Raw genomic sequence first — 23,886 nt, 5'->3', positions numbered from 1 at the left:
AGCTTTCAAGCTGACAAGGCGCCGTACCTCGGCCATTCGGCCGGTTAAATCAGTCAGCGGATAGCCGATGGAGGGGGGCAGGCCGGGCCGCCTCCCCTAGTCATCGATGCCACGCCGCCATCAGGGGCGGCGGGCCAGCAGCGATTATGCTGCTGCGTCGAGGCCGTATGCGGTGTGCAGCACGCGCACGGCAAGTTCGGTCTCGTCGGTGTCGATCAAGACCGACACCTTGATCTCGCTGGTGGAGATGGCGATGATGTTGATGCCGCGATCGGCAAGCGTCTTGAACATCGTGCTCGCGACACCTGCGTGGCTGCGCATGCCGACGCCCACGACACTGATCTTGGCGACGTTGCCGTCCGCGATCAGGCGGTAGTAGCCGATGGCGTCCTTGCGCTCCTCCAGCAACGCCTGCGCGCGGACAAGGTCGGCCTGCGGCACCGTGAAGGTGACGTCGGTCTCGCCTTTGTCCTTGGCGACGTTCTGGATGATCATGTCGACGTTGATGTTCGATTCCGCCAGCGGCGCGAAGATCGAGGCCACCGCGCCCGGGCGGTCGGGAACGCGGGTGAGAGTGACCTTCGCCTCGTTCTTGTCGGCGGCGATGCCGGTGATGAGCTGACGTTCCATGTCGCTTCCTTCAAGGTTCGAGTTGGCGAGTTCTTCGTCGCTGACGATCAGGGTGCCGGGGATGGTGTCGGCCGCAGGCGCATTCTCGTCGATGAACGAGGACAGCACCTGCACGCGCACGTTCTCCTTCATGGCGAGGCTGACCGAGCGGGTCTGCAGCACCTTCGAGCCGACGGAGGCCAGCTCGAGCATTTCCTCGTAAGTCACCAGCGGCAGCTTGCGCGCCTTGGCGACGATGCGCGGGTCGGTGGTGTAGACGCCGTCCACGTCCGTGTAGATGTCGCAGCGGTCCGCCTTGACGGCCGCCGCGACCGCCACTGCCGACGTATCGGAGCCGCCCCGGCCGAGCGTGGTGACGCGACCTTCGGGCGACACGCCCTGGAAGCCGGGGATCACCGCGATCTCGCCGGCCGCCATCGAGGCGACGAGCGAATCGGAATCGATGTCCTCGATCCGGGCCTTGGCGTGGGCGTCGTCGGTCCTGATCGGCACTTGCCAGCCAAGCCAGGAGCGCGCCTTGCAGCCCATTGCCTGCAGCGTAAGCGCGAGAAGGCCCGAGGTGACCTGTTCGCCGCTGGCAACGACGACGTCGTATTCCGCCGGATCGTACAGGGCGTTGGCCTCGCGGCAGAAGTTGACCAGCCGGTCGGTCTCGCCGGCCATGGCGGAGACGACCACCGCAACCTCGTGCCCTGCCTCCTGCTGGCGTTTGACGATGCCCGCCACGCGCCGGATGCGCTCGGTCCCGGCCATCGAAGTGCCGCCGAATTTCATCACGATACGTGCCAAGGCGCCGGTGCCCCCTTCGTCGCTGCCCGGATAAATGGTCCGGGCGGTGTGGATAACAGTCGGGCGCGCTGTTAGGAGGGAGTCATGGACAATGCAACTGCAACGATCACCACTGCCGGCGCAACAATCGATCCCCGGGAAGCTGCGCACTTCGGAAAACTTGCCGCTGAGTGGTGGGACCCCAAGGGCAGCTCGGCCATGCTCCACCGGCTGAACCCGGTGCGGCTCGGCTTCATCCGCGAGGCGATCGATGCGCATTTCAGCCGCGATTCGCGCACTTTGCAGCCGCTGGCGGGCAAGCGCGTCCTCGATGCCGGATGCGGTGCGGGCCTTTTGTGCGAGCCCCTGTCGCGCATGGGAGGAGCCGTGACCGGCGTCGACGCGGCGCCCGAAAACATCGCGGCTGCCCGCGCCCATGCCGAGGCCATGGGGCTTTCGATCGACTACCGCGCGGGTGAACTCGGCTCGCTTGGCCTGCGGCGCTTCGATCTCGTCTGCTCGCTGGAAGTGATCGAGCATGTGACGGACAAGGCCGCGTTCCTTGCCCAGCTTGCCGCCGCGCTCGCCGACGATGGCCTGATGATCCTCTCCTGCCCGAACCGCACCGTCGCTTCGCGCGTCCTGCTTGTCGAAGCGGCGGAGCGCCTCGGCCATGTGCCGCGCGGCACGCACGACTGGAGCCAGTTCCCGACGCCCGAGGAACTGCAGGAACTGGCGACCGCAGCCGGCCTCGTGCTCGGTCAGCCGCGAGGCATCGCATGGTCCCCGACGCGCGGCCTGCATCTGTCGGACGATCTGTCGCTCAACTACATCGTGACCGCGCGCAAGGCCGCCCCGCTGTCCTGACGGCGCCTGCGCCTTTCGCGAGGCAATCCTACCCCGCCAGCAGGCTCTCGATCGCGGCGGCTGCGCGTGCCTCGCGCTCATCCCAGGATCCGGTGATGCGCACGAAGGGAACGCCTGCGCGCAAGAGCATCTCCTCCGACAGGGCAGCAAAGCGGGCGCGGGGCTGATCCTCGCCGAAGAAGCGGGTGCCGTCCTCGCGCCAGGGAACGTCGGGTTCGAACAGGAGGTAGAGGTCTGCCTTGGGATAGGCCAGAAGCCGGGGCGGCACCTCATCAAACAGCATCTGTGCCCAGGCGGCGGTCATCAGCTGGTCGGTGTCGAGCAGCAGCACCGGCGGATCGCCCGCCATCGCGTGGCGGTTGGCGCGCGCCTGCCCTTCGGCGATGACCAGCAGGTCCTCCATGGCAAGATCGGTTCCGTTCTCCTCGCAGTAGAAGCGGCCGTATTCGGGCACGAAGGGCCAGCCCCGCTCCACCAGGAAACGCTCGCACAGTACGGACTTGCCGGTGCTTTCCGCGCCATGGAGGCACACTGTCTTCACGGCTGCCTCCGGTAAGCGGCGATCCATTCGCGCAGGCCCAGCGCCGACATGGCGAGGAACACGAGGTAAAGCCCGGCCGTGGGCCAGAGCCCCTTCACCAGGTAGAGCGCGATCGCGGCGATATCGACGGCGATCCACAGGATCCAGTTCTCGATCCGGCGGAAGGCGAGCAGGATCTGGGCGGCGATGCTGGTCCCCGCGATGGCCGCGTCCGCATAGGGCAGCGACGCATCGGTGAAGCGGTCCATCGCCCAGCCAAGGTTCAGCGCCAGAGCCGCCGCGCCCATGACCCAGAGCACGCGGCTCATGTTGTCGAGCCGGCGGACGGGCACCTGCGTATCGCCGCTGCCCGCGCGCACCCAGAGCAACCATCCCCACGCCTGCGCCGCGAAGAAGAACAGTTGCAGGCCCGCTTCGCCGTAAAGCTTTGCCTCGAAGAAGACCACGGCATAGAGGGCGACCATCGCCATCCCGAATGGATAGTTCCACGCGCTGCGGCGCACCAGCAGCGCGATATTGGCAAGGCCGAGCGCCGCCGCGATCCATTCGATCGGGTTCATGCGCGGCTCACCCCAGGGCCGCTGCCCATTCCGGTTCCTTGAAGCCCACCAGCACGCCGCCGGGATGCTCCACCACCGGGCGCTTGATCATGCTGGGATTGGCCACCATCAGGGCGATCGCCTTGGCGCTGTCGAGATCGGCCTTCTCGGCATCCGGTAACTTGCGAAAGGTCGTCCCCGCGCGGTTCAGCACCCTGTCGAGCCCCGCCCCATCGATCCATGCCGCCAGCCTGTCGGCCGAGGCGCCTTCCTTCTTGTAGTCGTGGAACGTGTAGGCCACGCCCCGGCCATCAAGCCAGCTTCGCGCCTTCTTCACGGTGTCGCAGTTGGGAATGCCGTAAACTTCGATCATCGATCTCTTCCGCCCGAATGTCGGCCTGCCTTTGCAGCCGGACGCTGCCGGTGCACAAGGGGAAACGTGAAGGCGGGCGAGAGGCGCGGCGGGATGGAGCGGTTATCCTGGCGCCCGGGCCGCGATTGCCGTGAGAGCGGCGGCGCTCATTCCGGCGCGCCATCCCTGGAAAAGCGGTGCACTCTGGGTGCGTCGCAGGCGTAGACGGTGTAGCACTCGTAGTATTCCTCCCGCCCGCGCCGCTGGACCAGCATGTGCTCGGCATTGCGTGACCACGCCCTCGCCGCCTTCGCGTCCTGCCATTCCGACATGGACAGCACCTCGCCATCGTCCGCCGTATAGCTGCGGAACGACAGGAAGCCGGGCTGCGTGTGCGCAAGCGCCTCCATGGTGACGGCATCCTCGATGTAGGAATCGACGTCGATGTCGGCGCGCTTGCGGTTGCGGAAGAGGACTAGGAACATGTTTCTCCATTGCCGGCAATATGCGGCCAGACAAGCGTGATTGCGTTCGCTGTGAGCACAACGCATCAGTTCAGGTTATCGATTGCAGCCGGTGCGGAGGCATGCGTCCCGACCCGGGACACAAAGCGCGTGCCGGGCGCTCCACTGGACAAACCGCCTGTTTGCCGACAAGGCAGCGTGCCATGAGCGTGAACAGCTTCGGACGCCTTTTCCGTTTCACCACCTGGGGCGAAAGCCACGGGCCTGCCATCGGCGCGGTCGTCGACGGGTGCCCGCCGGGGCTCGCCATCGACGAGGGCGTGATCCAGCCTTTCCTCGACGCGCGCCGCCCCGGCCAGTCGAAGTACACGACCCAGCGGCAGGAACCCGACCAGGTCCGCATCCTTTCGGGTGTGTTCGAAGGCAGGACCACGGGGACGCCGATCAGCCTCATGATCGAGAACGTCGACCAGCGCTCCAAGGACTACTCTGACGTGGCGCTCGCCTATCGGCCGGGCCATGCCGACTACGCCTACGACGCCAAGTACGGCTTTCGCGACTATCGCGGCGGCGGACGCTCCTCGGCGCGCGAGACGGCCAGTCGCGTAGCGGCGGGTGCGGTGGCGCGGCTCGTCATCGCCGAGGTGAAGATCCTCGCTTACGTGTCGGAGATCGGGGGTGACACGATCGACCCGGGCAAGTTCGACGAGGCGGAGATCGCGAACAATCCCTTCTTCTGCCCCGATGCGGCGGCCGCGAAGCGTTGGGAGACGATCGTCGACGATGCCCGCCGGTCCGGCTCTTCGGTCGGCGCGGTGGTGGAATGCTATGCCAGCGGCGTTCCCGCAGGCTGGGGCGCGCCGCTCTATGGAAAGCTCGACGCCGACCTTGCCGCCGCGATGATGGGCATCAACGCGGTCAAGGGCGTGGAGATCGGCGACGGCTTTGCCGCAGCGCGCCTTTCGGGGGAGAGAAATGCCGACCCGATGCGCCCGTCGGCGAACGGGCCGGACGGCGCGCCGGAGTTCCTCGCCAACCATGCGGGCGGCATCGCCGGCGGCATCTCCACCGGTCAGCCGGTGACCTGCCGTGTCGCGTTCAAGCCCACCAGTTCCATCCTCACTCCGCAGGAAACCATCACGCGCGATGGTCAGGCGACCGAGATGTTCACCAAGGGCCGCCACGATCCCTGCGTCGGCATTCGGGGCGTGCCGGTGGTGGAGGCGATGATGGCGCTCGTCCTTGCCGACCACAAGCTGCTCCACCGCGGGCAATGCGGATGATGGCAGCGATCGTCCCGCCTTCCCCGCAGAGCGCGGGCCGGCGATGACGCGCATACTGATCGATGCCGATGCCTGTCCGGTGAAGGACGAGGTCTACAAGGTTGCCGCCCGGCACAAGGTGCCGGTGGTCGTCGTCAGCAACAGCCCCATCCGCGTTCCGCAAAGCACGCTGATCTCGCGCAAGCTGGTGAGCGACGCCTTCGACGCCGCCGACGACTGGATCGCCGCCAATACCGACGAGGCGACCGTGGTCGTCACGGCGGATATCCTGCTTGCCGATCGCTGCCTCAAGCTGGGCGCGGGCGTCATCGCTCCCAACGGCAAGCCGTTCACCACCGCCTCGATCGGCGGAGCCATCGCCACACGCGCCATCATGGCCGACCTTCGTGCAGGAGGCGACATCGTGGGCGGCCCGCCGCCATTCTCGCGGCAGGATCGCTCACGCTTCCTCTCCACTCTCGACGAGACGCTGGTGCGCATGGCCCGCGCCGGGCGGTGAGGCGAGCCGGAGGGTGATGCGGCCTGACGTCCGGAACGTCGCTCAGAAGGTGGTCGTCATCTGCATATAGCCGTAGACGGGATCGCCCCGGCCGTTTGCGTTTGCCGCCGTGTCCAGGAAGGCCCCGTTGAACAGGACCGCGCCGCCCGCTTCGAGCTGCAGGCGCTTGGGAACCAGCCAGTAGCGGGCCCGCGCTTCCACCTGTTGTCCGGCAAAGGACCCGGCCGCCCCGCTCGCATCGCGAACGCCGGTGCTGGAGAAGCTGTCGGTCCTGCTCTCCAGCCATGCGGCCCGGTACATGGCCATCACGTCCCAGCGCGGCCCGGGAGCAACCTCGAGGCGCACGCCCGGCGAACGGATGTTGGCGCGCCCCAGTGGACCATATAGCGAAGTCGGCCCGAATTCGAACCGCCGCGCGCCGTAAAGGGTGTCGAACCGGTTGTAGGCGCCGCCCTTCCGGTCGCCCGAGGCGACGCTGTATTCGAACGAAAGGCGCGGTTTCACCGGAAGCGCGAACGTGTAGCCCACCGTACCCTGAAGGAAGTAGGCGGACACGTCCTGCCGGGCTGCATCGAGGCTCGTGCCGCTTCGCACGCTGCCGAACTGGTATGCGCCTTCCACCTCGAAGTCGAAGCCTCCTGCCCGGGGCTTGCGCACCACGCGCGCGCCCGGCGTGCGCAGGTGCCGGTTGCGGGTCGCGGTATCGGGCCGGTCCTTCTCGTCGAGGCCGAGGAGGTATGCCTCCACTTTCGTGCCGCCGCCCAGCGGGTGGCTGGCGAACACGCCCCAGAACGTCAGGTCGAAGCTCTGACTGTCGCTTTCCACCTTGTTGTCGACGATCCCGGCCATGTCGTCCGGCAGCCGAACCGTGGGCAAAGTATAGAACGCCGTGACCTCGGTTCCGTCCTTGCCGCCATACTCGGCCCTGAACCCGGTGAAGGCGTTGAGAGTGTTTCGAAAGGCGTTGCGCGCGGACAGGCGGCGGGAGCCCAGGTCCATCGTGAAGCGCCCGGCCTCCAGGCTGGTGGTCGATCCGGCGCCCAGTCCATCGCCAAGGTCGAAGCCGACGTAGGCCTGCACGAACGCCAGCGCGTTCACCTCGTTGTTGCTGATCGAACTGTCCGCTCCCGCGCCGTAGACCCGCGCGTCCATGAGTTCCGCTGCCAGGCGCACCGGTCCGCTGTCGTATTGCGCCGCGATTGAGGTGTTGAGCATCAGCGCGTCCTCGCTCGCGCGGTAGCCCGGCCGGAACTGGTCACCGATGGCTTCGTAGCGCACGCGCAAGGCCCCGGTGACCGTAAGCCCCTCGGGGTCGCCAAGTGCCTCTTGCAGCGTCCAGTCCTTTGCGGGATCCTTCGCTCCGCCCCTGTCCTGTGCCTGTGCCTGGGCCGGCGGACAGTCGGCCGCGATCAGAAGGCCCGGCAGCGCCGCGCCCCAGCACGCGCAGTTCGTTCGTTTCACGCGCTGACTACTCCCGAGATCGCTTCGTAGCGGTAATCGACATGGCAGACGCTGCCCGAACCGGTTGGCCGGACAAAGATCCATGTCCAGACGTATACAGAAGAAGCCCGTGACACAACGGGATCGGCGCCCTCGCATTCCTTTTATCGACAGAGCCGCACAATCCGCCGCCCACTTATCGCTTCACTCGATGAGGCCAATCGGATGAAGACGCTACAAAACGTCATGTCACCGGACTATCTCGGTCTCACAAGTTCAACACCACCCACAGAGGGAGCATACATCCATGGGTATCGTCGGCAGCACCATCAAGCCGTTCCAGAACACCGCCTTCCAGCAGGGCAAGGACTTCTTCGACGTCACCGAGACGGACATCGCCGGCAAGTGGGCCGTTTTCTTCTTCTACCCGGCGGACTTCACCTTCGTGTGCCCCACCGAGCTGGAAGACCTCGGCGAGCAGTACGAGACGCTCCAGGGCATGGGCGTGGAAGTGTTCGGCGTTTCGACCGACACCCACTTCAGCCACAAGGCTTGGCACGACACCTCGGACAAGATCGGCAAGATCCCCTACGCGTTCCTCGGTGACCAGAACCACAAGCTGACCAACAGCTTCGGCGTCCTGCGCGAGGAATCGGGTCTGGCTGACCGCGCAACCTTCGTCGTCGATCCCGACGGCGTGATCCAGCTGGTCGAGATCACCTCGGAAGGCGTCGGCCGCAACGCCAAGGAACTCGTTCGCAAGATCAAGGCCGCACAGTACGTCCGCGCCCACCCCGGCCAGGTTTGCCCGGCCAAGTGGGAAGAAGGCGGCGAGACCCTCGCTCCCTCGCTCGACCTCGTCGGCAAGCTCTAAGACTTACGCGACTATCGGCGCATAGCCGACCGGGTCGCGTGCTGAAGGTGTGCGGCCCGGGGCTTCCCTCCCCCGGAGCCGCACCCTCGTGCGGCTTCCACGGGGAACCCCGCCCCGGGCCGCCCCTTTCATCAACGAAATTCCAAAGGACCTGAGACCCATGCTCGACGCCAACCTGAAGCAACAGCTCTCCCAGTACCTCGGCATGCTGCGCGAGCCGATCGAGCTCGTCGCCTCCCTGGGCGACGATGCGAAGTCCGCCGAAACCCGCGAGCTGCTGACCACCATCGCCTCGCTTTCGGACAAGGTCACCGCCACTTTCGACGGCGACGACGCGCGCCGCCCCAGCTTCATCATCCGCCGCGCCTCGGACGCGGGCGCCTGGGTGCGCTTCGCCGGTCTTCCGCTCGGCCACGAGTTCACCTCGCTGGTGCTCGCCCTCCTGTGGACCGGCGGCCATCCGCCCAAGGTCTCGGACGAGGTGCTGGAGCAGGCCCGCGCCCTCGAAGGCTCGATGCAGTTCGAGATGTACTTCTCGCTCTCGTGCCACAACTGCCCCGACGTGGTGCAGGCGCTGACGCTGATCGCGCTCAATAACCCACACGTCGAGGTCACCCTGATCGAAGGCGGCACTTTCCAGGCCGAAGTCGAGGAGCGCGGCGTGATGGCCGTGCCGGCGGTCTTCCTGAACGGCCAGATGTGGGCGTCGGGCAAGATGAGCGTCGAGGAGATCCTTGGCAAGCTCGACGTCGGAGCAGACGCGAAGGCTGCGGCCAGGCTCGCCGAGAAGAAGCCGTTCGAGGTGCTCGTCGTCGGTGGCGGCCCTGCCGGCGCTGCGGCTGCGGTCTACACCGCGCGCAAGGGCTTCTCGACCGGCATCGCGGCGGAGCGTTTCGGCGGTCAGGTGCAGGACACCATGGGCATCGAGAACTTCATCTCCGTCCCCTACACCGAGGGACCCAAGCTCGCCGCCGCGCTGGAGACGCACGTCGCCGAATACGACATCGACGTGATGAACCTGCAGCGCGCCGAAAAGCTGATCCCGGCGAGCGACGCTGGCGGCTATCACGAGGTCGTCTTCGCCAACGGCGCTTCGCTCAAGGCCCGCAGCCTGATCCTCACCACCGGTGCGCGCTGGAGGAACCTCGGCGTTCCGGGCGAGGCCGAATACAAGAACAAGGGCGTTGCCTACTGCCCGCACTGCGACGGCCCGCTGTTCAAGGGCAAGCGCGTGGCGGTGATCGGCGGCGGCAACTCGGGCGTCGAGGCGGCGATCGACCTTGCCAACATCGTCGGCCACGTCACCCTGATCGAGTTCGACACGAAGCTGCGCGCCGATCAGGTGCTGGTCGACAAGCTGGCCTCGATGAAGAACGTCGACATCTTCACCTCCGCCCAGACCACCGAGGTCGAAGGCGACGGCGAAAAGGTCAACGCGCTGGTCTACAAGGACCGCAACACCGGCGAGGAGCGCAAGATCGAGCTGGAAGGTGTCTTCGTCCAGATCGGCCTGGTGCCCAACAGCGAGTGGCTGAAGGACTCCGGTCTCGAACTCACCGGCCGCGGCGAGATCGTGATCGACGACAAGGCGGCCACCAACCTGCCGGGCGTGTTCGCGGCCGGTGACGTGACCACGGTGCCCTACAAGCAGATCATCATCGCCATGGGCGAAGGTTCGAAGGCGGCGCTCTCCGCGTTCGACTACCTGATCCGCAACGAAGCACCCGAGGACATTGCCCAGGCCGGCCAGGCGGCCGCGCGCGAGGCAGTGCCGGTCGGCTGATCGGGCCCGGTAGCGTCAACGAGAGGCGGGCGGGAGTCGCAAGGCTTCCGCCCGCTTTCGCGTTCACGGGTCAGAAGGTCAGGCAGTCAGCGCTCGCTCGATCGCCACGGAAAACTCCAGCGTCAAATATCGGGTGCCTTCTTCGTCGCAGACCTGCATGGACCACAGTTCGCCCGCCGGAAGTGTCTCCGCCGCGTTCTGGATCAGATAGCCTGCGAAACGCACCGCTTCCCGCCTCGCGGCGTCCAGATCGGGAAGTTCGATCCCGTCGAAGTCCTGCTCTCGCCCGTCCTGCACGTGAAAGTAAAAACGAGGCATGCGGCGTCCCCCCATAGTCGCCTTGCGGCCGGAAGCTCCACCCGCAGATCATCATACCTCGAAGGGTCCTATAATCAAAACCGATGCGAATGTTTTTACCTCGAATGCGGCTGTATTATAGCAGGCGCAGCAAAGTAATTATCGCACCGCAACCATGACTTGAGTTCCGACGCGCACTTTGGAACATTCCGTATCGGAGGTAAGCTGCCGCCCACCTGCGCTTCCCGGCTCTCCACGGCATCCTGCCCGAACCGGAGCGAATCAGCGCCGCTTCTTCAGGACCACGTAGATGGCGCCATGTCCGCCATGGCGGCGGTGCGCGCCGCGCACGGCCACGATGTCGCTGGCGTGCTCGCTGGCGGCAAGCCAGTCCGCCACTTTCGCGCGGATGGCCCCGCGCGCGGTGCCGCGATCGGCCGCGTCGACCGGCCGGGGCTTGCCCGTGACGACGAGCACGACCCGTGCGCCCATGGCCTTCGCCTGCGCAAGGCCATGCATGAGCCGGGAATAGGCCTGGTCGAGCGTGGAGCCATGCAGGTCCAGGCTGAAGTCGGGGGCAAGCGTGCCCTTGGCGATGCGCCTGTCCCACGTTCCGTCAAGGTGGGCAGGCACGTCCGCCCTGGGCTTGGGCGGCGGGACCTTTGGCGGCAGCGGCGCGGGAACCCGCCCCTTCACGCGCCGGGCCGGGGGCGGGACTGGCGGCAATGGGGTATCTGGTACGAGCGCTTTGGCCGCCTGAGGCAACGCTGCAGGCCGGGGAGGCGAAAGCGGCTTCACCGTGCGGGCTACCTGCGCCCACACCTGCGCTTCCTCGGGCGTGAGGTTGCGGCCAGCGCGCCTCATCGCACGCCGAGGCGCGAGAGCGTCCCCCGGGGCAGAAGGACAAGGGCGCTGCCACGTCCGCTCATGCCGCCGGCGATCGTGCGTGCGCGCTGCCCTGCGCCCCAGAACGTGTCGAACCGGTTGGCGCCCTTGATCGCGCCTCCGGTATCCTGCGCGACCCACAGCCCGCTCGCCTCGCGCCGGTCCAGATCGAGCCAGACAGGGGCGCCGAGCGGAACGAAGCGCGGATCGGCGGCGACAGAGCTTCCCGCGCGCACCGGCACGTTGAGCGCGCCCAGCGGGCCATCGCCTTCCAGCACCTTGAAGAAGACCCAGGACCGGTTCTCGTTCATCAGCGCGCGGCCTTCCACCGGATGCTCGCGGATATACTGCATGATGCCCTGCATCGAACCGGAGTACTGCCCCGGCCCCGAGCCCACGAGGCCGCGCTCGCGCATGAGCCCGCCGATGCCGGTATAGGCCTGCCCGTTCTGCCCGGCATAGCCGATGCGCGTGACCGTTCCGTCGGGAGAGACAAGCCGGCCGGAGCCCTGCACCTGCAGGAAGAAGAACTCGACCGGATCGGCGACCCAGGCGATCTCGAGCCCCTGACCCGCAAGCGCGCCGTTGGTGATCTCCTCGCGGTCGAAATAGGCGGTGAACCGGCCGTCCGGGCCATAGCGGCCGAGCGGCATGCGCCCGTCCTTCAGCGGAGCCGCGTCCCCGGGCCGGGCGCGAACGAGGTCGCGAGGAAGCCCGTAGACGGGATAGGAGTACCCCGGCACCGCGTTGCGCGAACCGGCGATTTCAGGCTCGTAGTAGCCCGTGGCATAGGCTCTGCCATCGCCGACGCGCGCGGTTTCGAAGTAGCTTGCGAAGAATGCGCTTGGGGCGCCCTGGCCCCAGTTGGCCGCAGCGGTACAGGCCTGGCGCCAGTCCGCCGGCCGCGTGAGGCCGCTGCCGTCCGCGCGCGTTGTCAGGCGTGCGCAGCTTTCGCGGAACGCGGAAAGCGCGCCGGCGGCATCGTCTCCCGTCATCGGCAGCGAGGTAATCGCGGGGCCCGCCCTGACGCCGAGCAGAAGGGCGTTCTGCGGCTGCGGCAGGGAAGACGAAGGGGCAGGCGTGGGCCGAGGCGGGGGCGATACGGGAGGGCGTTGGCCACTGGGCGAAGGAACGACGCCGCCACAGGCGGCAAGCGCCGCAAACGATGCAGACAACAACGCGGCGCGCGCCGTTCGAACGGCGATGCTCCGCGCCTTCCCCCAAAGCTGCAAGATTGCACTCCCTCCACGCAAAAACCCCGCGCATGGGGCGCGGGGCAATTCAGGCGTTCATCGATAAAGTCTGCCGCGCAGGGATCAACCTTCGTCGGTTTCCTCGAGCAGCCAGTCGGGATCAGGCGAGTTCACCGCACGACCAAAGGTCCACACATCGATCGATTCGATCGCATCGTCGAGCGAGCCGGCGATGACGTTGCCTTCCGCGTCGCGGGTGACGGCGGCGATGTCGCTGCGGAAGCGCAGGGTGATCTTCGCGAAGCTGTTGTCGACGCCGGCGGCGACGAACGCGGTTTCCTCGATGCGGATCAGCCTGTTGTCGAGCGTCTCACCGGCGGCGAGGCGGGCATCGATGGCGGCTTCGAAACCGGCGTAGACCTCGTCGTCGCAAAGCTGGCGCAGGGCCGCCTTGTCGCCCTTCCAGAAGGCCTCGAGGATCATCCGGTAGGCGCCGCGCGCACCTTCCACGAAGGCGGCGGCATCGAAGCGTCGGTCGGCCTGCCCGATCTCGGCAAGGCCGCGCTCGACCGCAGGTGAGGCAAGCGGCACTTCACGCAGGCGCTGAGCCTGCTGAAGGCGGGCACGATCTTCGCCCCGGCTGTCGGGCTTGGCGGGCGCAGCCACGCGCGGAGCGCCCGGCTGGCCCTGACGGCCTTCGAAGCGTCCCTGGATGGGCTCCTCCTCATGCTCGGCGCGGCGACCGAGCACCGAGTAGAGCCGCAGTCCCAGGAAGGCCGCGATCATGGCCAGGATCACTATTTCCGGTGTCACGTCCCTTTATCCATCCCTTCTGTCCGCACGACCATGCCGATGAACATCGCTCGTCGAGGTTCCGGCATGGCGGCGGCCGGCTCCGGCACATGCCGGGGAGCTCCTTCGGAGAGACTCCGGCGCGTCGGCCTTAGCACTCCAACATAGCCCCAGATAGGTAGCCTTTACAAATGAACAACGCGTGAGCAGGCGACCGGGGGCACTTTTTCGCCGGCCCGGGGACAGGATGGGCGTGCCTTGCGGCAGGCCCCCGCGACGCTTGCGCTTCCTGCCGGGACAACATCCCTACAATTTTCCGCAAGCTCGGGTGTTCCCCGGACCGGGAAAATGTTTTAGGCGCGCCGGCACGCAGAGTTTTCTCAGTTTCATTGCGGGACGATCATCAGATGGCCGACGAAGGCAACATCATTTCCGACCTCAACCTCGGCAACGGCGAGGACAACGCGCCCGCTGCCGGGATCATCTCCCAGTACGTCAAGGATCTCTCGGTCGAGAACCCGAACGCGCCGGAGAGCTTCGCCTGGCAGGACCAGCCGCAGATCGACGTGCAGTTCAACATCGGCGCCCGCGCGATCGAGGGCGAGGTCCACGAGGTCGAGCTCAAGATCACCTGCGCCTCGCGCGCCGATGCCGGCGTCGCCTTCGCGGTCGAACTGAGCTACTGCGCGCTCGTGGGCATGCGCAACCTCGAGGAACAGCAGAGCCACGCGTTCCTCTTTGCCGAGTGCCCGCGCATCCTCTTCCCCTTCGCGCGCCGCGTCATCGCCGACGCCACGCGCGATGCAGGCTTCGCGCCGCTCATGCTCGAGCCGATCGATTTCAACGGCCTCTACGTGCAGCAGCTCCAGGCGCAGGCACAGCAGGCCGAGGCCGGCATCGGCGAGCCTGCGGGCCACGCCTGAGGCGATCTTCGGAGCGGGGGGTGAACATCCCCGCTCCCTCGGATGCCTCGCTCGCCGCGATGGCGGCCGCATCGAGCGAGGGCGGGTGACGGGAATGTGGCGCGCATGAACCTCGCGAAAGCCCTCGCCAGCGTCGGCGGCCTGACGCTCGCCAGCCGGATCCTCGGCCTTGTGCGGGACAGCCTTTTCGCGCGCTTCGTGGGCGCCGGCTTCGCCTCGGACGCGTTCCTGATCGCCTTTCGCCTGCCCAACATGTTCCGCGCGCTCTTCGCGGAAGGCGCCTTCGCGTCCGCCTTCATCCCGATGTTCAACCAGAAGGTGGGCGATCCCAAGGGCACCGGGCTGGCTTCGGGCATCACTTTCGCCGAACAGGCGCTTTCGGTGCTGCTTCCAGTGCTCATCGTCATGACGGTGGCCCTCGAAGTGCTCGCCTGGCCGGTGACGCTGCTCCTCTCGGGCGGCTTCAACGACGTGAGCGCGGATCAGTTCGCCTATGCCGTCTCGCTCAGCCGCCTGACAATCCCCTACCTTGCCCTCATCAGCCTCGTCTCGCTGCTGGGCGGTATCCTCAATTCGCTCGGCAAGTTCTGGGTCAACGCGGCCGCGCCGATCCTGCTGAACCTGACACTCATCGTTGCCCTGCTGGGCTTCCACTCGGACGATCCGCTCGTCACCGCACGCAACCAGGCGATCGGCGTCTCGGTGTCGGGCGCGCTGCAGCTGGCTTGGCTGGTCTGGGCCTGCCGCGCCAACGCGGTGTCGATGCGCCTTCGGATGCCGGTCTGGAACGCGGACGTGAAGCAACTGCTGAAGCTGATCCTGCCCGCCGCGGCCGGTGCAGGCGCGGTGCAGATCAACCTCGTCATCTCGACCGCACTGGCAGCCTACCTGCTGGCGCACGGTTCGGTGACCTATATCTACATGGCGGACCGGCTGAACCAGCTCCCGCTCGGCCTGATCGGCATCGGCCTTGGCACCGTGCTTCTCCCCACGATATCGCGCCAGCTCGGCGCCGGGCAGGAAGCCGAGGCGATGGAGACGCAGAACCGAGGGCTGGAACTTGCGCTTCTGCTGACCCTTCCCGCGGCAGTGGCGCTGATCGTGTGCGGCGCGCCGATCGCCGCCGCGCTGTTCGGCTACGGCAAGTTCGACGCCACCGACGTCGCGCGCACGGCGGAGGCGCTCGCCGCATTCTCCATCGGCCTGCCCAGCTACATCCTGGTCAAGGTGCTGACGCCCGGCTTCTACGCCCGGCAGGACACCAGGACGCCCGTGCGCTACGCCATGATCTCGATGGTGGTGAACCTTGCCGGGAACCTCATCCTGATCGTGCCGCTGCAGCACATGGGCCCGCCGCTGGCGACCGCGATCGCCTCCACCGTCAACGTCGCCATGCTCTACCGCACGCTCGTGAAGCGCGGTCACTTCGTGGTCGACGCACGTCTGCGGCGGCGCGCCTGGCGTCTGGCGCTGGCGGCCGCGGCGATGGGTGTCGCGCTGTGGTTCGGACAGGGACTGATGGCGCCTTTCCTCCACGGCACTTGGATCGTGCGCGGACTGACGCTGGCGGTTCTGGTGGGCGCGGGCGGCGCGGTCTACGCTCTGGCCACGGTCGCGACAGGCGCCTTCACCCGCGCCGACCTTGCGCTCCTGCGCCGCCGACGCTGACGCGGAGCTTCGTGATTTCACACTGAGGCGCGAAGAAGAAGGGATGAGGTGCACGCAGAGACGCAGAGGCGCAGAGATGTCCTGCCGCGCCGCAGGCTTCCGCCCCTTTTAGCTTTGCGGCACCCCCCCCTTCCCGGTACAAAGCGGCTGCGCCGCCAGCGCTACTCCTCTGCGTCTCTGCGTCTCTGCGTGACAAATTTCCTTCTCTTTTTCACCCGCTCCGAAAGGCTTCCATCACCGGGCGGCTGTGCTATGAGCCTGCGCCATGCAGGAACTCTTCTCCCAGCGGCGCAGTGCCTGGCGATGGTGGACAAGCGCGCGCACCGCGCGTTGACCCCTGCTCTCCTGCGTTCCGTGGGGACGCCTGTTTCCCGATCTCACAACTGACTTAAGGACGCGGCCATGCGTATCGTCTCCGGCATCCAGCCCACCGGCAACCTGCACCTCGGCAACTACCTGGGCGCGATCCGCAACTGGGTGGCGATGCAGGAGCAGGTCTCGGCCGAGGGGGGCGAGTGCCTCTACTTCCTGGCCGACCTTCATGCGATCTCGATGCCGCACGCGCCTGCCGACCTTGCCGCCAACACGCGCGAGATGGTGGCGGCCCTCGTCGCCTGCGGGATCGATCCGGACCGCTCCATCCTGTTCAACCAGGCGCAGGTGCCCCAGCACTCCGAGATGCAGTGGCTGCTGAACGGCACCGCCCGCATGGGCTGGCTCAACCGCATGACCCAGTGGAAGGACAAGGCGGGCAAGAACCGCGAGGGCGCGAGCGTGGCGCTCTTCACCTACCCTGTCCTGCAGGCAGCCGACGTGCTGCTGTACCAGGCCACGCACGTTCCCGTCGGCGAGGACCAGAAGCAGCACCTGGAGCTTGCCCGCGACATCGCGCAGAAGTTCAACAACGACTTCTGTGCCGAGAATGCGCCGCTCTTCACCCTGCCCGCGCCCTTCATCCCGCCGGAAGCCGCACGCATCATGAGCTTGCGCGACGGCTCGTCCAAGATGAGCAAGTCGGACCCGTCGGACATGAGCCGCATCAACATGACCGACGGCGCCGACACGATCATGCAGAAGGTCAAGAAAGCCAAGACCGACCCCGAGCCGCTGCCGTGCGAGAAGGCGGGTCTCGAGGGCCGGGCCGAGGCGAAGAACCTCGTCGCGATCTACGCGGTCATGGCAGGCACGAGCGTCGATGCCGTGCTTTCAGAATTCGGCGGCGAAGGCTTTGGCAAGTTCAAGCCGGCGCTGGGCGAACTGCTGGTCGAGAAGCTGGGGCCGATCAACGAACGCTTCCTGTCCCTTCGCGAGGACCGCGCCGCGCTGGACGCGATCCTGGCCAAGGGCGCCGAGAAGGCCCGAGCCCGCGCCGTGCCGACGCTGGAGAAGACCTACCAGGCGCTGGGACTGGTTCGCGGCTGATCGCCGGGCCGCGCGCTTAGCCTTCCCGAAAAGGCAAAAGCCGCGCGCGCTTTCCTACACCGCCTGTCGCTGCCACACTCCGGCCGCCTTCCTGCGCCGCCGGGACCTCATCGCGGCCTGCTTTCAGCCAAGCGCAGGCCGCGTGCATGCACTTCATCAACTTGCGCCGGGCAAGCGGCTCAGCCGAGCAGCTTTTCGCGCCGCCGCATCCAGGGCGCGGCAAGTGCGCTCACTTCGCCCAGCGCCTCGAGCGCCGCACGGTCCTGCCGGTGGTCGCCGGCGATGAGAAGGCCGAAAACGCGCGCGACGCTCCAGTCCGGAAACGGGCGATCGACGAGGCCCATGGTGTCTCCCGCTTTGGCATCCCCTTCCTCGACCACGCGGTAGTACCAGCCGGGGCAGCGGGCGCGGATCATGGCCGCGTTAACCTTCGCTCCGTCGAAGCGGTGGTCCAGCTTCCAGCAGGGCTGGCGTCCCTGGCTCACCTCGACCAGAGCCGTTCCCAGCCGCCATCGATCCCCGATGCAGACGCCATCCTCGGTAAGGCCCGAGGTGGAGATGTTCTCTCCGAAGGCGCCAAAGCCGTCGAGCAGCCGGTGCGGTCCGATGGAGCCGCGCCAGAAGGCATAATGGTCGTGCGGGTAATGATGAACCGCCTTGTCGGGTCCGCCATGCACCGTGAGGTCTGCCTGCGCGTCTCCTTCCAGGCCGAGGCGACGGATGCGCACGCGCCCTTCCACAGGCGTCTTGGCAATGGCGCTGGGCTCATCGGGGCCGCGGAAGACGGCGATTCCGCCGCGCTGGAGGGAGAGGATGGGGAGCGGGCTGTTCATGCGGTGCCACCCTTCCTACATGGGGAACGAGCGATCAAGTCGTCCGTTAACTTGGCAGCAGGTGAACGGCGGCGTCGGCCCGTCGTACGCCAGGATCATTCAAGCGCTATTCAGGGCATTGAATCTACGACAAGATAATAGAGGAAACGAAGGCCACGCCGGGGATGGGCGTCAGAGGCTCTTCGGGCACGTGGAGCGAAAAAACGATGTCAGACCATTCCATATCCCATTTCGGCAGGCTTCGGCTTGCCGCAGCCGCCGTGCTGCTCATGGCCGTGGCCGCCTGTACGACGCCCTTCAAGGCCGATGTCTCGCGCTTCCAGTCGCAGCTTCCGGTTCCGTCCGGTCAGACTTTCGCGGTCGTGGCGGACGATCCCAAGCTCGCCGGCGGACTCGAGTTCGCCCAGTACGCCTCGATCGTCAGCGAGCGCATGGCCAAGGTCGGCTACACGCCCGTGCAGGATCCCTCGCGTGCCGAACTCATCGTCCGCTTCGACTACGGCGTCGATTCGGGCCGTGAGCGGGTCCGCTCCACGCCGATGGCCGGCTCCTACTGGGGTCCGTGGGGCGGATATGGCGGCTTCTACGGTCGTAGCCGCTGGGGCTGGGGCGGTGGCTGGGGCAGCCCGTGGCGCTACGGCTTCTACGACCCCTTCTTCGACAACGGCATCCAGTCCTACACCGTCTTCACCAGCGGCGTCGGCCTGAAGATCGATCGCGCCGCCGATGGCCAGCGCCTGTTCGAAGGCAAGGCCGAGGCCGTTTCGTCCTCGAACCGGCTCCAGTACCTGGTGCCGAACCTCGTCGAGGCGCTGTTCACCAATTTCCCGGGGAACTCGGGAGAGACCGTGCGCATTACTGTCGCGCCAGAGAAGAAGTGAACTCTTCCAAGGAGTTCGACGACTGACCGGCTCCCCCCTGCGAAGAGTGGGAGACACCGAGGGGCGGGTCCGCATGAAACATGCGGGCCCGTCCTTTTTTGCCGGGAGGACGGGAGCGCTGCTACCAGCGGCAGCCGGGAACAACGCCGATGCACAACTTCATGGCCATCCTCTCGCAGCTGTTCTGGGGCGTCACCATCGGCGCGCTCAGCACCGCGTTCATGACGCTGGCCAAGGGCGCCGTGCTGATCGGAGGACTTGGCGGCGTGGGCTGGTGCGGTCTAAGATGGCGCAAGTCCCGCATCGGGCGCGGTAAGAAAGAACCCGGCGAGCAAAGGCCCGACAAGGACGCCGAGTAGGCGCCGCTGCCCTGCCTCAGTTCCCCAGCGCGACGACGCCGCCGGTCGAACCGAAGCCGCCCTCGCCCCGCTCGGTCGCCTCCAGTTCATCCACCGTCAGCCAGGAGGCGCGGGTCACCGGCGCCAGCACCAGCTGCGCGACGCGATCTCCCCGGCGGATCGCGAAAGGCTCCTCGCCGTGGTTGATGAGGATCACCTTGAGCTCGCCCCGATAGTCCGAATCGATGGTTCCCGGCGCATTGGGCACGCTGATCCCGTGCTTGAGGGCGAGCCCCGAGCGCGGGCGCACCTGTATCTCGAAACCGGCGGGGATCGCCAGCGACAGACCTGTCGCCACCGCGTGGCGGGCACCCCGAGCAAGGGTGACGTCCTCGGCCGACACCACGTCCATCCCCGCAGCCCCGGCGGTGGCGTAAGCGGGCAGATCCAGCCCTTCGCCGTGGGGCAGGACCTTGACCATGACGGGAACTTCAGCGGGGGAGTGCATCTGCGAACCTTTCGACGAGGATGCGCGCGACATCCTCCTTGGGCATTTCGGGAAGGGAAGTGACCTCTTCGGCCGTGACGATATGGACGGCATTCGCATCGCCGCCCATCACGTCGCCAGAGACGTCGTTGGCGACGATCCAGTCCGCACCCTTGCGCGCCCGCTTCTCCCGGGCATAGCGGATCACGTCCTGCGTCTCCGCGGCGAACCCGATGACGAGGGCCGGACGCTTGTCCCCTTTGGCAAGAGTGGCGAGGATGTCGGGGTTCTCCGTAAGCTCCAGCGCGGGCGGCCCATCGCCCGGCGCCTTCTTGAGCTTCTGCCCGGCCGAACGCCCGACCCGCCAGTCGGCGACGGCCGCCACCATCACCGCAACATCTGCGGGAAGCGCTGCGTCCACTGCTGCGGCCATCTCCAGAGCCGTTTCCACGTCGACGCGGTCGACGCCCGGCGGTGTCGGCAGGTGCACCGGTCCTGCCACCAACGTCACCCGTGCACCGGCCTCGGCGGCAGCTGCGGCGATCGCGAAGCCCTGCTTGCCCGAGGAGCGATTGGCGATGTAGCGGACCGGATCGATGGGCTCGTGGGTAGGACCGGCGGTCACGAGGACGTGACGGCCAAGGAGCGGGCGATGCTGCGTCCCTCGATCGAAATCGGGCTGGCCGACGAGTGGATCGGCCGCCTGCGAACGCGAAAACGCGGCCGGGTCCGTGGAAGGGGCGGGCCGTGCACCGCCTTTCGCGGCAAGCGGGGAGCCCTCAGGCACAGCACCTGCCAGCGAACGTTCAATCCGCTGCCAGATTGCCGCGATCTCGGGCAGGCGGCCGGGGCCGTACTCGCCGCAGGCCATCGCGCCTTCGTCGGGCTCCATCACGTCGACACCCATGTCGCGAAGCGTGGCAACGTTGCGGACGGTGGCGGCGTGCTGCCACATGCGCACGTTCATCGCGGGCACGGCAAGGACCGGCTTGTCGGTGGCCAGAAGCAGCGTGGTCGCAAGATCGTCGGCAAGGCCGGCGGCCATCCGGGCGAGAAGGTCAGCGGTAGCCGGGCACACGACCACGAGGTCGGCCTGTCGGCTCAGCTGGATATGGCCCATCTCCGCCTCGTTCTTGAGGTCCCACAAAGTGGTATGGACGGGCTGCTCGGACAATGCGGCAAGCGTCATGGGAGTCACGAACCTGGCGCCGCCATCGGTCAGCACGCAGGTGACGATGCCCCCTGCCTTGCGGATCGTGCGGACAAGTTCACACGACTTGTAGGCAGCAATGCCGCCGCCCACGACGAGCAGGATCCGGGGTCCGTTCATGCGAGGTCCGTTCATGCGGGGGCTTGTGCAACAGCGCGCAAGGGCGTGCAATCAGTTTACGGCGGGCTTTCTGGTCGTTTCGATCCCTGCCGCCGCGAGCAGTTGCGCCAGCGCGCGGGGGGCAAAGACGATGCCGGCGAACATGGACGGGGCGATCATCGCGCCCCAGTAGAAGTTGTCCCACCTGCCCGCGACCATGAAGGCGATGCCATAGCCCGCGCAAAGCAGGAAGCCGAACAGCCCCGACCGGCTCCGCCAGCCCAGCCATCCGAACGCCATCAGGATGACGGCGGGGCCGGCGAGGAAATGGGGCAGCCAGCGCAGGTTGCTCGACTGGACGACATTAGCGAGCCACCCCGTCATGCCCCGCAGGACCAGCCAGGGCGGCCCATGGCGATCGCTCGGCAGTACGTCCTGCGCCACGATGGAAAGGTGCCACCAGAGCCCGGCGCCGAATACCGCCACCAGCAGCAGCCACGCCGCGCCTTCGCGCCAGTTTCGCTGCCACAGGGCGAAAGCGGCCATGAGCAGGACATAGGGCAGCGTATGTTCGCGGATCGCCAGGGCCAGCGCGGCGACGAGCCACGCCGCCAGCCAGCGGCCGCCCTTCCCCTCGCGACCGATCCGGTGCAGCCCGAACGAGAGTGCCACCAGCCCGCCAGCCCAGAGTTCGTGCAGCGCGAAGTAGTGCCGGTTGAGGCCAAGAGACGCGCCCACGAAGACGAGGGCGGTCCCCAGACGGCGTATGCGGCCCCTGTCCTCCGGCTCTTCGCCAAGGCGTCGCCACCAGACGGCGATGATCGCCAGCATCAGCGCGATCGCGGCCACGAGTTGCCCCGTCCTGCCGAGCCAGGCGTCGATGTAGGCCAGCGTCGGCAGGCGCACGGCAATCCCCGGGTTCACCGGATAGTCACGCGCGCGCTGCTCGGCCACGATGAAGTCGTAGTAATGCTCGCCCCTTGCGATCCGCTCTATCGCGACTTCGTAGAGGGCGATGTCTTCGTCGTAGGGTTGCCCGGGCGTGTCGATCGCCTTGCCGCTCGCGTCCACGGGGCCCTCCACCGGGCCCAGCCAGGGCGAGCGGTTGCCCGGCTTGTTGGTCGGCACGATCATCGAGGCCACGACCACCGCAAGGAGCAGGCCGAGCACCAGGCGCGCAGCAACCGGCGACAGGCGCGTCAGCCAGCCCCCTGAGCTGGCTTCGCCCGCAGACGGGTTCAGGCCAGCAGTGTCCAGTACGTCGTTGCCCAAGCCGCAGCGCCCCCGAGAATTGCGGCCATAGCATAGCCGCCCCAGTGGTTACTTTCGGGTTTACGGTCGCGTCGGCGAGCCCAGATGATCTCCACCTCGGGCAAGGGCGCCTGCTCGGGCGCGCCGCCTTTCGGGGGAAAGCGCTCCTCGATCCGGCGCACCAGCGCAGGGAGGCGCAGCAGCGTGTCCACGTCCTCGCGCAGCCGATCGACGATGACCGCCTCGGGGCCAAGCTCGTCGCGGATCCAGCCCTTCACGAAGGGTCCGGAGACGTCCCACATGTTGATGTCCGGGTCGAGCGCGGTGGCCAGCCCTTCCACCATGACCATCGTCTTCTGCAGCAGTAGCAGGTGCGGCTGCACCGCCATGTCGAAGTCGCGGGTGATTGCGAACAGGCCGTCTAGCATCTGCCCCACTGAAAGCTCGGACACCGGCTTGCCGCGCATCGGTTCGCCCACGGCGCGCAGCGCGGTCGCGAACTCCTCGACCGTGTGATAGCTGGGCACGTACTGCGCCTCGAAGTGGATCTCGGCGACGCGGCGGTAGTTGCCGGTGGTGAGCCCATAGAGGATCTCCGCCAGCCAGAGCCGGGCCTGCCGGTTGATCCGGCCCATGATGCCGAAGTCGATCGCGACGATGGTCGGGTGGCTAGGCCCGCCGCGCACGAACAGGTTGCCCTGGTGCATGTCGGCGTGGAAGAAGCCGAACGAGATCGCCTGCGTCAGGAACGTCAGCACCAGCCTGCGGGCCAGCGCCGGCAGGTCGTAACCGGCCTCGCGCAGGGCGGGCAGGTTGCTCATCTTGATGCCGTCGATCCATTCGACCGTGAGCACGGAGCCGTTGGTGCGATCCCAGTCGATGGCCGGGACGTTGTAGTCCTCGATACCCCTCATCGCGTCGGCGAGTTCGGAGGCGGAGGCTGCTTCGCGGCGCAAGTCGAATTCGCGCAGGGTCCAGCGCTTGAGGTTGGCGATGACCGCGCGGGGCCGCAGACGCGCCGCCTCTCCGCCCAACGCCTCGAGATGGGCCGCGGCCCACTCGTACGTCTCGACGTCACGGCTGAACTGCTCGCGAATGCCGGGGCGCAGCACCTTGACGGCGACGGTGCGCCCGTCGGGAGTGACCGCGCGGTGGACCTGCGCGATCGACGCCGCCCCGACCGGCGCCTCCTCGATGCTGGCGAAGATCGCATCGAGCGGCCGGCCGAACGTCGTCTCGATCTGGGCCCGGATCGCCTCGAAGGGAACCGGCGGCAGACTGTCCTGCAGCGTCAGCAGGTTCCGCGCCGGAATCTCGCCCACAAGGTCCGGGCGCGTTGCCAGCGCCTGGCCCAGCTTGATCGCGGCCGGCCCGATTTCCTGGAATGCGCCCGCATAGTCGGGTTCGGGCGACTGGCGGGCACCGAACCGCGCGACGCGGCAGATGCGCTTGACCGGCGCAGGGGCGTTGCGATCGTTCTCGATCCCGCGCAGCGCCCCGTGGCGCGCCAGGACGCGGCCCCACTTGAGCAGGCGCGCGATGTGGACGGCAGTGCTGGTCACGCCCG

Annotated in this window: 25 protein-coding genes; 10 read left to right on the top strand and 15 right to left on the bottom strand. The window is 67.2% G+C overall.

Annotated features, from left to right (window positions below; translation table 11 throughout):
* Nucleotides 1-144: 144 nt before the first annotated feature.
* Nucleotides 145-1,419: an aspartate kinase gene (locus tag GR702_RS07435; RefSeq protein WP_160985337.1), complete on the bottom strand. Its 1,275-nt coding sequence runs from the start codon at nt 1,417-1,419 to the stop codon at nt 145-147.
* 84 nt (nt 1,420-1,503) lie between these two features.
* Between GR702_RS07435 and ubiG the strand changes: the two genes are divergently transcribed.
* Nucleotides 1,504-2,265, top strand: coding sequence for a bifunctional 2-polyprenyl-6-hydroxyphenol methylase/3-demethylubiquinol 3-O-methyltransferase UbiG (gene ubiG, locus GR702_RS07430; protein WP_160985336.1), 762 nt, complete (start codon nt 1,504-1,506; stop codon nt 2,263-2,265).
* 28 nt (nt 2,266-2,293) lie between these two features.
* Here the strand turns inward: ubiG and GR702_RS07425 are convergent, their stop codons facing one another.
* The 4 genes from GR702_RS07425 to GR702_RS07410 all read right to left on the bottom strand — a co-directional run bounded on the left by GR702_RS07425 (nt 2,294) and on the right by GR702_RS07410 (nt 4,182).
* Nucleotides 2,294-2,806: an AAA family ATPase gene (locus tag GR702_RS07425; RefSeq protein WP_160985335.1), complete on the bottom strand. Its 513-nt coding sequence runs from the start codon at nt 2,804-2,806 to the stop codon at nt 2,294-2,296.
* Entirely contained in the window at nt 2,803-3,366 is a 564-nt protein-coding gene (gene pnuC / locus GR702_RS07420; protein WP_160985334.1) for a nicotinamide riboside transporter PnuC, read from the bottom strand. Before pnuC ends, GR702_RS07425 begins: the two co-directional genes overlap by 4 nt.
* 7 nt (nt 3,367-3,373) lie before the next feature.
* Nucleotides 3,374-3,718 (bottom strand): arsenate reductase, encoded by a 345-nt coding sequence (locus GR702_RS07415; protein ID WP_160985333.1) that lies wholly within the window; start codon nt 3,716-3,718, stop codon nt 3,374-3,376.
* Nucleotides 3,719-3,864: 146 nt separating this feature from the next.
* Complete coding sequence (locus GR702_RS07410; protein WP_160985332.1) at nt 3,865-4,182, bottom strand: antibiotic biosynthesis monooxygenase family protein; 318 nt, start codon at nt 4,180-4,182, stop codon at nt 3,865-3,867.
* Between the two features lie 182 nt (nt 4,183-4,364).
* Between GR702_RS07410 and aroC the strand changes: the two genes are divergently transcribed.
* Both aroC and GR702_RS07400 read left to right on the top strand, forming a co-directional pair.
* Complete coding sequence (gene aroC, locus GR702_RS07405; RefSeq protein WP_160985331.1) at nt 4,365-5,444, top strand: chorismate synthase; 1,080 nt, start codon at nt 4,365-4,367, stop codon at nt 5,442-5,444.
* 43 nt (nt 5,445-5,487) lie between these two features.
* The gene (locus tag GR702_RS07400) at nt 5,488-5,943 is read left to right on the top strand and encodes a YaiI/YqxD family protein (RefSeq protein ID WP_160985471.1); all 456 of its coding nucleotides are present in this window, start codon (nt 5,488-5,490) and stop codon (nt 5,941-5,943) included.
* Nucleotides 5,944-5,985: 42 nt separating this feature from the next.
* Here GR702_RS07400 and GR702_RS07395 read toward each other — a convergent pair whose 3' ends face one another.
* A complete protein-coding gene (locus GR702_RS07395; RefSeq protein ID WP_160985330.1) occupies nt 5,986-7,404 on the bottom strand; it encodes an alginate export family protein in 1,419 nt (472 codons plus the stop codon).
* A 286-nt stretch (nt 7,405-7,690) separates the two neighbouring features.
* On the opposite strand from GR702_RS07395, the gene ahpC reads away from it, so the two are divergent.
* Nucleotides 7,691-8,257, top strand: coding sequence for an alkyl hydroperoxide reductase subunit C (ahpC, locus tag GR702_RS07390; RefSeq protein ID WP_160985329.1), 567 nt, complete (start codon nt 7,691-7,693; stop codon nt 8,255-8,257).
* A 160-nt stretch (nt 8,258-8,417) separates the two neighbouring features.
* Nucleotides 8,418-10,040: an alkyl hydroperoxide reductase subunit F gene (ahpF, locus tag GR702_RS07385; RefSeq protein ID WP_160985328.1), complete on the top strand. Its 1,623-nt coding sequence runs from the start codon at nt 8,418-8,420 to the stop codon at nt 10,038-10,040.
* 78 nt (nt 10,041-10,118) lie between these two features.
* On the opposite strand, the gene GR702_RS07380 is transcribed toward ahpF, so the two are convergent.
* From GR702_RS07380 to GR702_RS07365, 4 genes are all read right to left on the bottom strand, one after another.
* Complete coding sequence (locus tag GR702_RS07380) at nt 10,119-10,358, bottom strand: DUF6894 family protein (protein WP_160985327.1); 240 nt, start codon at nt 10,356-10,358, stop codon at nt 10,119-10,121.
* A 261-nt stretch (nt 10,359-10,619) separates the two neighbouring features.
* Nucleotides 10,620-11,201 (bottom strand): Smr/MutS family protein, encoded by a 582-nt coding sequence (locus GR702_RS07375; protein ID WP_160985326.1) that lies wholly within the window; start codon nt 11,199-11,201, stop codon nt 10,620-10,622.
* Nucleotides 11,198-12,427 (bottom strand): murein transglycosylase A, encoded by a 1,230-nt coding sequence (gene mltA, locus GR702_RS07370; RefSeq protein WP_419880287.1) that lies wholly within the window; start codon nt 12,425-12,427, stop codon nt 11,198-11,200. The genes GR702_RS07375 and mltA overlap by 4 nt, the downstream gene beginning before the upstream one ends.
* 111 nt (nt 12,428-12,538) lie before the next feature.
* Nucleotides 12,539-13,228, bottom strand: coding sequence for a Tim44/TimA family putative adaptor protein (locus GR702_RS07365; RefSeq protein ID WP_160985324.1), 690 nt, complete (start codon nt 13,226-13,228; stop codon nt 12,539-12,541).
* Between the two features lie 386 nt (nt 13,229-13,614).
* Here GR702_RS07365 and secB point away from each other — a divergent pair, with 386 nt between their 5' ends.
* The 3 genes from secB (at nt 13,615) to trpS (ending at nt 17,220) form a co-directional block, all read left to right on the top strand.
* On the top strand, nt 13,615-14,130 hold the full coding sequence (gene secB, locus GR702_RS07360) for a protein-export chaperone SecB (RefSeq protein ID WP_160985323.1): 516 nt from the start codon (nt 13,615-13,617) through the stop codon (nt 14,128-14,130).
* A gap of 105 nt (nt 14,131-14,235) precedes the next feature.
* Entirely contained in the window at nt 14,236-15,798 is a 1,563-nt protein-coding gene (gene murJ / locus GR702_RS07355) for a murein biosynthesis integral membrane protein MurJ (RefSeq protein WP_160985322.1), read from the top strand.
* Nucleotides 15,799-16,200: 402 nt separating this feature from the next.
* Entirely contained in the window at nt 16,201-17,220 is a 1,020-nt protein-coding gene (gene trpS / locus GR702_RS07350) for a tryptophan--tRNA ligase (RefSeq protein ID WP_160985321.1), read from the top strand.
* Between the two features lie 179 nt (nt 17,221-17,399).
* Here the strand turns inward: trpS and GR702_RS07345 are convergent, their stop codons facing one another.
* Nucleotides 17,400-18,053, bottom strand: a complete 654-nt coding sequence (locus GR702_RS07345) for an MOSC domain-containing protein (protein ID WP_160985320.1) — start codon at nt 18,051-18,053, stop codon at nt 17,400-17,402.
* Nucleotides 18,054-18,259: 206 nt separating this feature from the next.
* On the opposite strand from GR702_RS07345, the gene GR702_RS07340 reads away from it, so the two are divergent.
* Nucleotides 18,260-18,934, top strand: coding sequence for a DUF4136 domain-containing protein (locus GR702_RS07340; protein ID WP_160985319.1), 675 nt, complete (start codon nt 18,260-18,262; stop codon nt 18,932-18,934).
* Between the two features lie 149 nt (nt 18,935-19,083).
* Nucleotides 19,084-19,293: a hypothetical protein gene (locus GR702_RS07335; RefSeq protein ID WP_160985318.1), complete on the top strand. Its 210-nt coding sequence runs from the start codon at nt 19,084-19,086 to the stop codon at nt 19,291-19,293.
* A 16-nt stretch (nt 19,294-19,309) separates the two neighbouring features.
* Here the strand turns inward: GR702_RS07335 and dut are convergent, their stop codons facing one another.
* Genes dut through ubiB form a run of 4 tightly spaced genes read right to left on the bottom strand, consistent with a single transcriptional unit; the run spans nt 19,310 to nt 23,881 of the window.
* Nucleotides 19,310-19,780: a dUTP diphosphatase gene (gene dut, locus GR702_RS07330; protein ID WP_160985317.1), complete on the bottom strand. Its 471-nt coding sequence runs from the start codon at nt 19,778-19,780 to the stop codon at nt 19,310-19,312.
* Nucleotides 19,764-21,089 (bottom strand): bifunctional phosphopantothenoylcysteine decarboxylase/phosphopantothenate synthase, encoded by a 1,326-nt coding sequence (locus tag GR702_RS07325; RefSeq protein WP_160985316.1) that lies wholly within the window; start codon nt 21,087-21,089, stop codon nt 19,764-19,766. The genes dut and GR702_RS07325 overlap by 17 nt, the downstream gene beginning before the upstream one ends.
* A 51-nt stretch (nt 21,090-21,140) precedes the next feature.
* Nucleotides 21,141-22,340, bottom strand: coding sequence for a hypothetical protein (locus GR702_RS07320; RefSeq protein ID WP_202408118.1), 1,200 nt, complete (start codon nt 22,338-22,340; stop codon nt 21,141-21,143).
* On the bottom strand, nt 22,307-23,881 hold the full coding sequence (gene ubiB / locus GR702_RS07315; protein WP_160985315.1) for a 2-polyprenylphenol 6-hydroxylase: 1,575 nt from the start codon (nt 23,879-23,881) through the stop codon (nt 22,307-22,309). The genes GR702_RS07320 and ubiB overlap by 34 nt, the downstream gene beginning before the upstream one ends.
* Between the last annotated feature and the right edge of the window lie 5 nt (nt 23,882-23,886).

Source organism: Novosphingobium silvae (assembly GCF_009856825.1).
Lineage (GTDB): Bacteria > Pseudomonadota > Alphaproteobacteria > Sphingomonadales > Sphingomonadaceae > Novosphingobium > Novosphingobium silvae.
The sequence above is the reverse complement of the archived record's forward strand: the minus strand, read 5'-3'. Positions and strand labels throughout refer to the sequence as shown.

Bases quoted from the DNA above. Each gene is read 5' to 3' on its own strand.
- ubiG (WP_160985336.1), top strand. From the start codon at position 1,504: ATGGACAATGCAACTGCAACGATCACCACTGCCGGCGCAACAATCGAT.
- pnuC (WP_160985334.1), bottom strand. From the start codon at position 3,366: ATGAACCCGATCGAATGGATCGCGGCGGCGCTCGGCCTTGCCAATATC.
- GR702_RS07415 (WP_160985333.1), bottom strand. From the start codon at position 3,718: ATGATCGAAGTTTACGGCATTCCCAACTGCGACACCGTGAAGAAGGCG.
- GR702_RS07410 (WP_160985332.1), bottom strand. From the start codon at position 4,182: ATGTTCCTAGTCCTCTTCCGCAACCGCAAGCGCGCCGACATCGACGTC.
- aroC (WP_160985331.1), top strand. From the start codon at position 4,365: ATGAGCGTGAACAGCTTCGGACGCCTTTTCCGTTTCACCACCTGGGGC.
- GR702_RS07400 (WP_160985471.1), top strand. From the start codon at position 5,488: ATGACGCGCATACTGATCGATGCCGATGCCTGTCCGGTGAAGGACGAG.
- ahpC (WP_160985329.1), top strand. From the start codon at position 7,691: ATGGGTATCGTCGGCAGCACCATCAAGCCGTTCCAGAACACCGCCTTC.
- ahpF (WP_160985328.1), top strand. From the start codon at position 8,418: ATGCTCGACGCCAACCTGAAGCAACAGCTCTCCCAGTACCTCGGCATG.
- GR702_RS07380 (WP_160985327.1), bottom strand. From the start codon at position 10,358: ATGCCTCGTTTTTACTTTCACGTGCAGGACGGGCGAGAGCAGGACTTC.
- GR702_RS07375 (WP_160985326.1), bottom strand. From the start codon at position 11,201: ATGAGGCGCGCTGGCCGCAACCTCACGCCCGAGGAAGCGCAGGTGTGG.
- secB (WP_160985323.1), top strand. From the start codon at position 13,615: ATGGCCGACGAAGGCAACATCATTTCCGACCTCAACCTCGGCAACGGC.
- murJ (WP_160985322.1), top strand. From the start codon at position 14,236: ATGAACCTCGCGAAAGCCCTCGCCAGCGTCGGCGGCCTGACGCTCGCC.
- trpS (WP_160985321.1), top strand. From the start codon at position 16,201: ATGCGTATCGTCTCCGGCATCCAGCCCACCGGCAACCTGCACCTCGGC.
- GR702_RS07345 (WP_160985320.1), bottom strand. From the start codon at position 18,053: ATGAACAGCCCGCTCCCCATCCTCTCCCTCCAGCGCGGCGGAATCGCC.
- GR702_RS07340 (WP_160985319.1), top strand. From the start codon at position 18,260: ATGTCAGACCATTCCATATCCCATTTCGGCAGGCTTCGGCTTGCCGCA.
- GR702_RS07335 (WP_160985318.1), top strand. From the start codon at position 19,084: ATGCACAACTTCATGGCCATCCTCTCGCAGCTGTTCTGGGGCGTCACC.
- dut (WP_160985317.1), bottom strand. From the start codon at position 19,780: ATGCACTCCCCCGCTGAAGTTCCCGTCATGGTCAAGGTCCTGCCCCAC.
- GR702_RS07325 (WP_160985316.1), bottom strand. From the start codon at position 21,089: ATGAACGGACCCCGGATCCTGCTCGTCGTGGGCGGCGGCATTGCTGCC.